General features: G+C 69.9%; 13 protein-coding genes. 9 read left to right on the top strand and 4 right to left on the bottom strand.

Annotated features, from left to right (window positions below; all coding sequences use genetic code 11):
• The coding region (locus D7X55_RS05650; RefSeq protein ID WP_147470030.1) for a hypothetical protein at nucleotides 1–472 on the bottom strand (472 nt) is incomplete at its 3' end.
• Nucleotides 473–717: 245 nt separating this feature from the next.
• Between D7X55_RS05650 and D7X55_RS05645 the strand changes: the two genes are divergently transcribed.
• On the top strand, nucleotides 718–2,856 hold the full coding sequence (locus D7X55_RS05645) for a WD40 repeat domain-containing protein (protein ID WP_120546941.1): 2,139 nt from the start codon (nucleotides 718–720) through the stop codon (nucleotides 2,854–2,856).
• A gap of 19 nt (nucleotides 2,857–2,875) precedes the next feature.
• On the opposite strand, the gene D7X55_RS05640 is transcribed toward D7X55_RS05645, so the two are convergent.
• Nucleotides 2,876–3,703, bottom strand: a complete 828-nt coding sequence (locus D7X55_RS05640) for a dienelactone hydrolase family protein (protein ID WP_120546940.1) — start codon at nucleotides 3,701–3,703, stop codon at nucleotides 2,876–2,878.
• Nucleotides 3,704–3,777: 74 nt separating this feature from the next.
• On the opposite strand from D7X55_RS05640, the gene D7X55_RS05635 reads away from it, so the two are divergent.
• A complete protein-coding gene (locus tag D7X55_RS05635) occupies nucleotides 3,778–4,767 on the top strand; it encodes a GlxA family transcriptional regulator (RefSeq protein WP_120546939.1) in 990 nt (329 codons plus the stop codon).
• Here the strand turns inward: D7X55_RS05635 and D7X55_RS05630 are convergent.
• Complete coding sequence (locus D7X55_RS05630; RefSeq protein ID WP_120546938.1) at nucleotides 4,722–5,621, bottom strand: LysR family transcriptional regulator; 900 nt, start codon at nucleotides 5,619–5,621, stop codon at nucleotides 4,722–4,724. The two genes, D7X55_RS05635 and D7X55_RS05630, sit on opposite strands and share 46 nt — an antisense overlap.
• A gap of 105 nt (nucleotides 5,622–5,726) precedes the next feature.
• Here D7X55_RS05630 and D7X55_RS05625 point away from each other — a divergent pair, with 105 nt between their 5' ends.
• From D7X55_RS05625 to D7X55_RS05595, 7 genes are all read left to right on the top strand, one after another.
• Nucleotides 5,727–6,317, top strand: a complete 591-nt coding sequence (locus tag D7X55_RS05625; protein WP_121722451.1) for a glutathione S-transferase family protein — start codon at nucleotides 5,727–5,729, stop codon at nucleotides 6,315–6,317.
• A gap of 73 nt (nucleotides 6,318–6,390) precedes the next feature.
• Complete coding sequence (locus tag D7X55_RS05620) at nucleotides 6,391–6,741, top strand: helix-turn-helix transcriptional regulator (RefSeq protein ID WP_120546936.1); 351 nt, start codon at nucleotides 6,391–6,393, stop codon at nucleotides 6,739–6,741.
• Entirely contained in the window at nucleotides 6,738–7,304 is a 567-nt protein-coding gene (locus D7X55_RS05615) for an SRPBCC family protein (protein ID WP_121722450.1), read from the top strand. Before D7X55_RS05620 ends, D7X55_RS05615 begins: the two co-directional genes overlap by 4 nt.
• Before the next feature lie 13 nt (nucleotides 7,305–7,317).
• Entirely contained in the window at nucleotides 7,318–7,734 is a 417-nt protein-coding gene (locus D7X55_RS05610; protein WP_121722449.1) for a DoxX family protein, read from the top strand.
• Nucleotides 7,731–8,168, top strand: coding sequence for a DUF1801 domain-containing protein (locus D7X55_RS05605; RefSeq protein ID WP_121722448.1), 438 nt, complete (start codon nucleotides 7,731–7,733; stop codon nucleotides 8,166–8,168). The genes D7X55_RS05610 and D7X55_RS05605 overlap by 4 nt, the downstream gene beginning before the upstream one ends.
• A 51-nt stretch (nucleotides 8,169–8,219) precedes the next feature.
• Nucleotides 8,220–8,714: a hypothetical protein gene (locus D7X55_RS05600; RefSeq protein WP_120546932.1), complete on the top strand. Its 495-nt coding sequence runs from the start codon at nucleotides 8,220–8,222 to the stop codon at nucleotides 8,712–8,714.
• An 11-nt stretch (nucleotides 8,715–8,725) separates the two neighbouring features.
• Complete coding sequence (locus D7X55_RS05595) at nucleotides 8,726–9,163, top strand: hypothetical protein (RefSeq protein WP_121722447.1); 438 nt, start codon at nucleotides 8,726–8,728, stop codon at nucleotides 9,161–9,163.
• A gap of 10 nt (nucleotides 9,164–9,173) precedes the next feature.
• Here the strand turns inward: D7X55_RS05595 and D7X55_RS05590 are convergent, their stop codons facing one another.
• Entirely contained in the window at nucleotides 9,174–10,574 is a 1,401-nt protein-coding gene (locus D7X55_RS05590; RefSeq protein WP_121722446.1) for an SH3 domain-containing protein, read from the bottom strand.
• Nucleotides 10,575–10,616 lie beyond the last annotated feature (42 nt).

The raw sequence follows: 10,616 nt of genomic DNA, 5'->3' as shown, positions 1-10,616 counted from the left end.
CCACCGGAGCGGGCCCGGGCGTGGGGGCGGTGGTGTCCGCGGCGGGCGCGTTCAGCTCCGCGTAGGCCTTCTCCAGTTGGTCGATGGCGAAGTGCGCGGGCCGCAGGTCCAAAAAACCCGGGATGAAGCGGAAGCTGATGGGCCGCGTGCGCTGCGTGCCGCGGATGACCGTCATGGTGACGGTGACCACCCCGTCCGCCGCCATCGCTCCTTCCGCGTAGAGGGTCGCGCCGCCCTTGCTGGCCGCCGCCAGGCACTCCGTCGTCGGCTGGGGGTCGCACGACGCCTCCAGCGGCACGGGACCGCGCAGGATGAACGACCCGAAGCGTCGCTCACTGGCACGGACGCCGGACACGATGAGCCCTTCCGCGTCAGCGCGGGGCCCGGCTTCGAGCTTTCCCTGGATGGGGTAGAGGCCGACAACGGTCTGCGCGTGGGCAATTCCAGGCAACGCGAAGACCGCCACCAGCATGAAGAGACCAATCAATCGCGCATGCGGCATTGCGCGGCAGCCTAGTGATGGAGTGTTGGATTGTAAACGGACTGCCAGTCGTCACCCGAGAGCCGGGGGAGAGGTGTTCCGGGACCCACGACCCCGGTCCAGGGGGGCTGTCTTTACAATCATTGGATTCACTGGATTGTTTGTTTTGTTTGCCATTGCTTTGAGCAGCGTGAGGGGCTGCCCTCGGGCAGGGGGGCGGCGGTATCGTCCGTCCAATGCCAGGACCCTTCGCGAACCTCTCTCAGCTGGTGGACTGCTCCGACGCGGAGCTCGAAGCGCTGGTGGAACAGGCCGACTTCAGCGGCTTCGAGCCCGGCCGGGACCTGGCGCCGCTGCGGGAGCGGCTCCTGCGGCTGGAGCGTGAGCACGGCGTCACGGACGTCCACCGGCGCTTCTCCGGCAAGGTGCTGGCCGCGGGGGCCCGGCTCCTGGAGACCCCGCGCTACATCGGCATGCAGCGCTGCTTCGCGCTCAGCCCGGATGGACGGCACCTCGCCATCGCGAGCAACCGCCTCGATGAATCGCACGGAGGCGACGTGCGCATCTGGGAGCTGGCGACGGGGCGCGTGGTCGACGCCGTCGGGTTCGAGACGACGCTGGTCGGCTCGGCGCGGGAGCCCTCCTGTCTCCAGTGGTCGCCGTCAGGCGCGTGGCTCGGCGTCATCCTGGACAACGTCGTCATCGGCGTGCTGCGGGCCTTCGCCGGGACGCTGCCTTCCTTCACCGCGGACCTCACCCGGCGGTGGGGCTCGCCGCCCGCGGGGTCGGTCATCAATCCCGCCCACGTGGCGAACACGGGGCACCTGCCCGCGTGGTGCTGGTCTCCGGATGAAAAGCAGCTGTTCATCTCCACCCCCGGGCCGGACGGCGCGCTGGGCTGCATCGTCCCGTTCCGGGAAGGGACCCGGGTCAACGAGGACAGTGAAGGCCTTCGCTGGTGCCCGGCCCGGTTGGACGGGCAGCCTTCGAGGTCGCGCCCGCATACCTGGGTGCGGTGGAGCCCGGATGGCGCACGCATCCAGGGCTATTGCAAACAGGAGTTCGTGCTCGAGCCGAACGCCGGCCCGGAGCCGGAACCGCATCCGTCCGCCTCCACCCTCGACGTGGGGAGCGGCAACCTCGAATACCGCTTCGATGAACTGACGCTGCCGGTGGCGTTCTCTCCGGACGGGGCCCGCCTGGCCTACGGCGACCAGCCGCCCCGGCTCGCCAACGGACACACCGGCCGGACGATGACCGACCTGGGCAAGGACGCCGACGTGCGCGTTCACGGGGTCGAGGAATACGTCTGGTCCCGCGACGGCCGCCGCCTGGCCGTGCTCATCAACGGCTACGAGTTCCCGCAGGTCCTCCTCTTCAACAACGGCAAGCTCCTGGGCGTGGTGGACCTGAAGCGCCGTGCGTTCGGGCCGTCCTCCCGGAGCGGCGACCTGGGCCGCTGGGCCTGGTCGCCGGATGGCTCCATGGGCGCATGCCTGCTGCGTGAGGGGAAGATCGAGCTGTGGAAGGTGGGGGGCTCGCCCAAGATGCTCCGGCGGCTGGAGGGCGCCAGCGGCATCGACGGACTGGCCTGGGGCGCGGACGACACGCTCGTGGGGACGGGGCACCACGACATCGCCTTCTGGGACGTGACGACCGGAGCGTTGCGCTTCCGCTCCTCGTTGGAGCTGGAGCCGGGCCGCGTGCCGCCCCCGAGCGACTGGAACCCCTGGCTGGAGGACACCGCGGGCTTCATCCCGACCGAGCGCGGCTGGGACTTCACGCGAGCCCAGGCGGACGGCACCGTGGTGTGTCCCCCCGGCTCGCGGGAGAAGCTCGAGCCCCGGCTGATGTTCTCCGTGGGGGGACGTCATGCCTGGCCCTGGCGCTGGGCGGTGGGGACCCCGCACGCGCGCTGGGAGGACGGGGCACCGTTCTCCGTCGCGCCCCTGGCGCAAGCCCCGTTCGAGGAGCGGCATATCCCCGTGCCCGAGGGCGAGACCCTGGAAGCGCGAGACGACCGGCACGGGAAGTGGGGCTTCCTGAGGCAATACCAGGCCCCCACGCGGCCCCTGGACCATTACAAGGCCGAGCCCGTCTTCACGCACGGCCCCGCCATCTGCCGCGCCAACCTCACGCCGTATCTGGGCCAGGGCGTGCTGCTGCGCCAGACGCAGTACGGGACGTGGTACGCCCTCGGGGCCCTGCTGGAGGTCTCCGACGAGGGAATCCTCCTGCACCCTCGCGCGCCCATCGGCTCGTACCGCGAGCGGCTCTTGTCCTTCCGGGACATCCTCTGGATTGGACCGGCGGTGCCGCTCGAACCGCCAGGGGACCCGGCGGACAGCGAGCGCCAGGTGCCCACGCCGAAGTAGAGGCGCGCCCCGGCCGGGGTCAGCCCGGCTGGAGCCTCTGGGCGAAGAAGGTCAGGATCTCATCACGCGCCGCGGCCGTCGGCTCTCCCGCTGTGTCGATGAGGTGCGCCGTCACGACGCTGTGCGGCCCACCGACGACCCGTTCGAAGAACGCCGGGGGCCTGGCGTTCGCGGCCGAATCGGGCAGCACCCTGGGGACGAAGCGCGAACCCAGCGCGGAGGCGTAGGCCGCGAAGCGCTGCGCCGTGCAGTAGCGGTCCCCTTCGAAGCGGTAGGCGAGCACCGTCAGGTCTTCCCGCTCCAGCCGCTCCCGGATGGCCGCGGCCTCCTCGGGGGCGATCTGGATGGCGCCCGGGGCATCCAGGGGCAGCGAGGGCTGGCAGAGCACCGGCGCCAGCACTGACGACTCGAGCATCATGCTGAGCGCGAAGTTGCCGGTGAAGCACATGCCGATGGCGCCGACGCCAGGGCCCCCACATTCCCCGTGCGCGAGGCGCGCGAGCGAACGCAGCCACTGCGTCACCGGGCTGGATGCGTTCGCGGCGAACGCGCGGAACTCCGCGCTCACGCAGGCGCGCTTCATCACGGCGAGCCCCGCCTCCGCGTGCGGCCAGGCTCCGTCCTTCCCGAACAGTGACGGCATGTACACGGTGAAGCCGGCATCCCGGACCCACCGCGCGAAGCGCGCGACGTGAGGGCTGATGCCCGGCATCTCGGCCATGACGATGACCGCGGGGCCGCGGCCGGCCACGTAGACCGTCCGCGTGGCCGCATCAAGGGTGATGGACCGCCGCTCGAAGTCATCGAGCGGATCATCGGCGGTGGCGTCCGTTTCGGAGGTTCGCATGCCCGGACGATGCGAAAAGAGCGCCCGTCCCGGCCAGTGGCGGAATCGACAACCTTCGGTCTACTCTTGCCAGGGTGATTACGCACGTCGTCCTGGATGGCGTGGCCGAAGGCCCGCTGGGTGTCGGCCTCGACGCGGTCGCCGCGGCGGCACGGCTCGCGGAGGCGGGCCTTGCCCCGGTGCCCCGGCGAGCGGAGCCGCTGCGCCAGCGCGTGGTGTCGCTCGACGGAGAGTCCGTCCGCTCGGGGACAGGCCGCCCGGTGTCCGTGGACGGCGCGCTCAGCCTTCGAGGCGTGAAGGCGGGGGACGTGCTGCTGGTGCCCGGGCTCTCCGCGGTCAGCGAGCGAGCCATCGAACGCCTGCTCTCGCGCGACGACACCGCGCGCGTCCTTGAGTTGCTTGCGCGAGCGTCGGCGAAGGGCGCGGTGGTCGCGGCCTCGTGTTCGGCGACCTTCGTCGTCGCCGCGTCAGGGCTCCTGGAGGGAGGGAGCGCGACGACGACCTGGTGGCTCGTGCCCGTGTTCGCGCGCCGCTTTCCCCAGGTCACCGTCCGCTCGGACCGGATGGTCGTCGAAAGCGGAGGGGTCTTCACCGCGGGCTCGGCCTTCGCGCACGCGGACCTGATGCTGGCCCTCCTGGCGCGCGTCGCGAGCCCGTCGCTCGCGCACCTGGTGGCCCGCTACCTCGTGCTCGACGAGCGCGTCTCGCAGTCCCGGTACATGGTGATGGAGCACCTGCGCGTCGCGGATCCGGCGCTGAGCGCGGTGGAGCGGTTCGTCGCCGCGAACCTCGGCCGGCAGCTGTCGCTGGAGGAGCTTGCCCGTGCCGCCGCCACCTCCACGCGGACGCTCGCGAGGCGGGTCCAGGCCGGCCTGGGAATGACGCCGCTCGAGTTCGTCCAGCGGGTCCGCGTGGCCCACGCCTCCCACCTCCTGGAGACGACGCACGAGTCCGTCGAGGCCATCTCCGCCCGGGTGGGCTACGCCGACGCGGCCGCGTTCCGCCGCGTGTACCGGCGCTACGCGGGGGAGACGCCGCGGGGCCGGGCTGCTCGAAAGCGCTGAGGCGTCAGCGTGGACAGGGCCTCCACGAAGAGCCGGACCTTGGGCGGAAGGTTCGACCGGCTGGGATAGACGGCGTGGATGGGCCGCAGCATCGCCGGCTTGGGGCCGAAGAGGACCTTGAGCCGGCCGTCCCGGAGGGCGTCGCCGCAGAGGATGTCCGGGACCATCGCGATGCCCACTCCGGCGATGGCCGCCTCGCACGCGAGCTCCAGGTCATTCACGGTCAGGACCGGATCGATGCGCGTCTTCACGCCCTCCGCCATCCACGTCTCGAACGCACTGAACCCGATGCAGCGCGCGGAGCGCAGGTCCCGGGCGTCGGGCATGCCGTGCTTCGCCAGGTAGCGGGGGCTCGCGACGAAATGCACCGAGCTCTCCCCGAGCTTCCGCGCCACGAGCGACGAGTCCGTCAACGGGCCGATGTGGATGGCGACGTCCAGCCCCTCTTCGATGAGGTGTGGCCGGCGGTCCGCCAGCACCAGCTCCACCTGTGCCTGGGGGTAGAGGTCGAGGTACCTGGCGATGACCGGCGTCAGGAAGCGCCGGCCGTAGAGCACCGGCGAGGAGACCCGCAGCAGGCCGGACGGCGCCGCCTTGCCCTGCTGCACCTCGCTGTTCGCTTCCTCGATGAGCGCGGCGATGGCGGCGCAGCGCTCGGAGTACGTCACCCCGGCCCCCGTCACCCGCAGCCGCCGCGTGGTCCGCTCCAGGAGCCGCACGCCCAGCCGCTCCTCCAGATGGCGGATGCGCTCGCTGACGGTCTGCTTGGTGATGCCGAGCTTGAGGGCTGCCCGGGTGAAGCTCTCCTCGCGGACGACCGTCGCGAAGAGGACCATGTCGGCCGGTGGAATCATGGCCGTCAAGCCTAACCTGACAATGAGTTCGCCCGGGGCCGCATTGTCCGGGTGCCCTCGCGGGCGCAGGGTTGGGGCCTCACACGAACTCCAGGAGTGCCACCCATGAAGCTCTACTTCGCCCCCAGGACCCGCGCGGTCCGCCCCCGCTGGCTGCTGGAGGAGCTGGGCGTGCCGTACGACCTGGTCCGGCAGCCGGACATCACCCCCGAATACCTGGCGGTGCATCCGCTGGGAGAGCTCCCCGCCCTGGTGGACGGGGACGTCACGCTGCTGGATTCGTTGTCCATCTGCCTGCACATGGCGGACCGGTTCCCGGAGAAGCAGCTGGCGCCGCCGGTGGGGTCTCCGGAGCGCGGCCCCTATTACGGATGGATGGCCTTCGCGGAGCTGCGGTTGGATCCCGTGGTGATGGAGTTCTACCGGGACGCGCGGTCGCCGCCGGAGCGTGAGGCCTCGGACGGGACGGCCGCGCAGGCCCGGGCCCGGCTCACGGCCGTGCTGGACTTCATCGACAGGGGGCTCGGTGACCGTGAGTTCCTCGTGGGTGGAGCGTTCACCGCCGCCGACGTGGTGATGGCCTCCATCCTCCACCTGGCGCACACGCTGATGCTGCTCGACCGGCATCCCCGGCTGCTGGAGTACGTCCGGCGTCACAGCCAGCGTCCGGCGGTGCGCAGGGCCGTGGCGGGGTGAGCAGGCGGGCTTCCCTTCTCCGGGGTTCGTATATGACTTGACGGGCATATGAACCAGTGGGCATATATTGGGCATGGAATCCTCGTTCGCGATCATCGCGGAGCCGAACCGCCGGGCCATCCTGAGCCTGCTGGCGGCGTCGGAGCACTCCGTCGGGGAAATCGAGCATCAGCTGCGGATGCCGCAGACGTCGGTGTCCAAGCACCTGCGCGTGCTGCGTGACGCCGGCTTCGTGGAGTCACGCATTGATGCCCAGCGGCGCGTGTACCGCATCCGGCCGGAGCCGCTCATGGAGGTCGATGAATGGCTCGCGCCATTCCGGCGCTTCTGGACGGCCCACGTGGACGCGCTCGAGCGCCATCTGGACCAGATGGATTCCGAATCCGAACCCGAACCCGCATCCAAGAAGGGAAAGAAGCGATGAGCCACCGCGCGAAGTACATGCCCGGCCCCGCGGCCGGAGCCCGGGTCCAGAAGGAAGGGGAGAAGTGGACGCTCGTCCTCGTCCGGGACCTGCGTCATCCGCCGGCGAAGGTGTGGAAGGCGCTGACCGACCCCGCGCACCTGGCCCAGTGGGCGCCGTTCGACGCCGACCGCAGCCTGGCCTCCCCGGGGCCGGTGAAGCTCTCCACGGTGGGCGCGCCGACGCCCATGGTCTCGGAGACGACGGTGAAGCGGGCGGATGAGCCGAAGCTGCTCGAGTACAGCTGGGGGCAGCAGGACCTGCGCTGGGAGCTGGAGCCCACGGCCACCAACGGCACCCGCCTCACGCTCTGGCACAACATCGACCGCGGCTTCATCGCGTGGGGCGCGTCGGGCTGGCACATCTGCTTCGACGTGCTGGAGCACCTGCTCGCGGACGACCCGCTGGGGCGCATCGTGGGGCCGGATGCGATGCAGTACGACTGGCAGCGGCTGAACTCCGAGTACGCGGAGCAGTTCGGCATCCAGACGCCCTCCTGGAAGGGCAGTCCCTCGAAGCAGTGAAAGGAGCAACGCCATGGAATCGACCCTGCCGAAGCCGGCGCTCGTCGCCGCGAGGACGTCCCCCAAAGCCGTGTCCGTCGTCTTCTGGATCGCCACCGTGCTCTTCTGCCTGGAGATGGGCTTCACTGCCTTCGCGCAGCTGAGCCTGAAGGACGCGGCGGACGGGTTCACCCGCCTGGGCTTCCCCGGCTACTTCCGGGTGGAGCTGGCGTGGGCCAAGGTGCTTGGGATCCTGGTGCTGCTCGCACCGGTGCCGGCGCGGCTCAAGGAGTGGGCCTACGCCGGCTTCGCCATCAACCTCGTCTCGGCGCTCATCGCGCACTTCGCGGTGGGAGACGGCCCGGAGGCGTGGGGCTTCGCGGCCTTCACCAGCGTGCTCTGGGTGCTCTCGTATGGCGCCTGGCGCGGCCTGCAGGGGGCCGGGAGATGACCGCGAAGAAGGCGGCCCCGGCCCAGGACGCGTCCGCGTTGATCGACCAGCGGATTGAAGACCTGGGTGACTGGCGGGGCAAGGCGCTCGCGAAGGTGCGCGCGCTCATCCACGCGGCGGACCCCCAGGTCGTCGAGGAGTGGAAGTGGATGGGGACGCCCGTCTGGTCCCACGACGGCATCCTCTGCACGGGTGAGTCCTACAAGAGCCACGTCAAGCTGACGTTCCTGAAGGGCGCCGCGCTGCCGGACCCCGCCGGGCTCTTCAACTCCAGCCTGGAGGGGAACGCGCGGCGCGCCATCGACCTCCACGAAGGCGACAAGCTCAACGAAGCGGCCTTCAAGAAGCTCATCCAGGCCGCGGTGGTGCTCAACCTGGAGAGCAAGAGCAAGCCGAAGGCCTCGCGAGCGAAGAGCAAGCCATCGCCGAAGTAGCTGTGAGAGGCTTACCGGACGGCCGCATCATCCTTCGCAGGAGCGCATCCGATGCTTCGTCCCGCTGTCCTGAAGCCTTTCAGCCCGTTGACCCTGGCCGCCGTGCTGATGGCGCTCGGCGTCCTGTTCTTCGCGCCGCCCGCCTGGGCGGAAAAGCCTGACAAGCCCACGTCCAAGCCCGCGGATCGGCACTACATCCGGAAGGTCGACCAGTCCTCCGTCGCCAAGGACAAGAACACGGTAGTCGAATCGCGCGTCGACGTCAGCCGGGACGTGAAGGAGATCAACGACGGCAAGGCCAGGAAGGGCAATGAGTCAGGGACCGTGACCTGGACACTCAACGGCCGGACCTATGGGGCCCACGACAATGGTACGTTGTTTCCCATCCGGGGCTCCGGGTTCCATGAGTTGAACCGCTCGGCCTTCAAGGCCTTGGGCGTCTACAACAAGTTCGACGACACCCCGCGCGCCAGGGAGATCCTGGACAAGATGGGGACGTCGCAGAGCGACAGGAAAGACGCGCTCAAGGCCTACAAAGCGGGTTGAGAGGAAGAGACATGCCGCCGGAAAGACAGGTTGTCGGATTCATCGCGCGGGGGGCCGTGGGTGAAGGGCGCCTCTTCGAGAGCATCGGCCGCGCGCTCGGTCTTCCTCCCGAAGGTGTGAAGCGCTTCGACGTGGATGGCCCCGCGGAGGTGGCGGTGCTCGTGGAGACCGCGCTCCGGTCCTCCGGTTTCCGCACGGATGTGACGCTCTACATCGATGCCTCGCGCATCCAGGGCGCTCCCGGGCTCACTTCGGTGGAGGTGGCCACCCGGGTCGCGCCTCTGCTCGGCGAGGAGGTGCTGGTCTCGCCTCCCGCGGACGATCCCGCTGTCGCCACCGCCTGGTTCCTCATCACGCCCGAAGGCAAGCGCTTCCGGGCCAGTGAGGCCTCGCCAGGTGGTGATGGGGACTCCGTGGATATCGACCGGGCGTCCCTTCGCCCTGTGTAGCGATGGGGCCCTACGGCCGCGTGACGTGCACCAGGCTGGTCATCGCGTCCACGTACAGGGTCGTGTCATCGGCATACAGCGGCAGCAGCGGCGTGACGGAGACCTGGTTCAGCTTCGTCTTGCGGAGCTGCTGCGTGGCCGGGTCCTTGAACACGGCGTAGGGGACATCCTGGATGACGTACGGCTCTCCGTTCACGTGGCCGATGATCATCAGGACGTGTCCAGGGACGACGACCAGGTCTCCCACCTGCGCCCGAGCCAGGGCTTGCACCCGTTCCTCGTGGGAGTCCCGGGCCGTGAAGAGGCGGTGGTTCAGCGCCGCGCTCTTCCCCTGCAGGCCGGAGTTGGGCGGCAGGAAGAGCCCCAGGCTGCGGTACACCTCGCCCGTCAATCCGCTGCAGTCGCGCGCATTGAACTGGTGTCCCCAGCCATAACGCTCGCCAAGGAACTTGAACGCCTGCCGGAGGATGTTGGCGCGCGTCATTGGCAGATAGCCCGGAGCGGTGTCGGCGGTCCGCCGCACCAGAGCGCTCCGGAAGGCCAATGAGCCGTCCTGCTTTCGCACCGGCAGCAGCACCGGCCACGAGGCATGGCTGCTGGCGCCGTTGACGGGCTCACCCGGAGCCACGCCGGCACGTGGCAGCGGCGTCCCCATGTCCAGCGCCAGCTCGGAGACCTCCGGGGCCTCCGGTGTGAAGACCGTACGCACCTGGTCGCCGGTGACGACGCGCCCGGGTGTCTTCTCCACGTAGGCGAACACCTCGCCCGCCGTGCCTTCCGCGATGTCACCGCGCTGGACCCACGCGGGCCCCTGGGTCGTCATCACGAACAGCCACTGCTGATCCGCGCTCTGGTGCGCGATGACCACCGGTTCGCCCGGGAACAGGACGCCGGCCTGGAGGCTTTCGTAGTCGCGCAGGTCTTCCGAAGCGAAGAACCGCTGACTGGACGGCAGCGACCGCAGGTGCGTGCGCCGCACGCTGAGGCCATGGCGCGCGGCGGTGGTTTCAGGGATGTGCCCGGCCGCGGCGTTCTGGCGAAGCGCATCCATCATCGCCTCCGTCACCGGCTGGCCCTGTTCGTCGATGACCGCCTGGATGGGCGTCTGCTGCGCGTCCCGCACCCAGCCCGCGACCTGGGCCCGCGTCAGCGTGGCCGGGATGCCCTTCAGGTCCACCAGGCCGCCCTCCGGACCGAACGCGCGCAGGCGCTTCGCCGCCACCTGCCCGGCATCGAGCAGCACCGCGTCCGGCGACGGCGCACGGCGGATCCAGAATTCGGAGGACAGCATGTCCTCGCTGAACGCGGGCACTCCGGAGTCAGACACGGGGCGCACGGACGGCGCCGCGCAGGCGGTCCCCATCAGGGCGAGCGTGAGCAGCGCGCGGACTCCCACTTTCGGTCGAATCATTCGGTCTGCTCCCGCTTCAAGCAGGTTGCTGGCTTCCCGGGG

This window comes from Corallococcus sp. AB049A (assembly GCF_003668885.1).
GTDB classification, from domain to species: domain Bacteria; phylum Myxococcota; class Myxococcia; order Myxococcales; family Myxococcaceae; genus Corallococcus; species Corallococcus interemptor.
Note: the sequence above shows the minus strand (reverse complement) of the source record. Positions and strands in the feature narration are given on the sequence as shown.

Coding starts and splice junctions, on each gene's coding strand:
- D7X55_RS05645 (WP_120546941.1), top strand. CDS start 718: ATGCCAGGACCCTTCGCGAACCTCTCTCAGCTGGTGGACTGCTCCGAC.
- D7X55_RS05625 (WP_121722451.1), top strand. CDS start 5,727: ATGAAGCTCTACTTCGCCCCCAGGACCCGCGCGGTCCGCCCCCGCTGG.
- D7X55_RS05595 (WP_121722447.1), top strand. CDS start 8,726: ATGCCGCCGGAAAGACAGGTTGTCGGATTCATCGCGCGGGGGGCCGTG.
- D7X55_RS05620 (WP_120546936.1), top strand. CDS start 6,391: ATGGAATCCTCGTTCGCGATCATCGCGGAGCCGAACCGCCGGGCCATC.
- D7X55_RS05605 (WP_121722448.1), top strand. CDS start 7,731: ATGACCGCGAAGAAGGCGGCCCCGGCCCAGGACGCGTCCGCGTTGATC.
- D7X55_RS05630 (WP_120546938.1), bottom strand. CDS start 5,621: ATGATTCCACCGGCCGACATGGTCCTCTTCGCGACGGTCGTCCGCGAG.
- D7X55_RS05600 (WP_120546932.1), top strand. CDS start 8,220: ATGCTTCGTCCCGCTGTCCTGAAGCCTTTCAGCCCGTTGACCCTGGCC.
- D7X55_RS05590 (WP_121722446.1), bottom strand. CDS start 10,574: ATGATTCGACCGAAAGTGGGAGTCCGCGCGCTGCTCACGCTCGCCCTG.
- D7X55_RS05640 (WP_120546940.1), bottom strand. CDS start 3,703: ATGCGAACCTCCGAAACGGACGCCACCGCCGATGATCCGCTCGATGAC.
- D7X55_RS05610 (WP_121722449.1), top strand. CDS start 7,318: ATGGAATCGACCCTGCCGAAGCCGGCGCTCGTCGCCGCGAGGACGTCC.
- D7X55_RS05615 (WP_121722450.1), top strand. CDS start 6,738: ATGAGCCACCGCGCGAAGTACATGCCCGGCCCCGCGGCCGGAGCCCGG.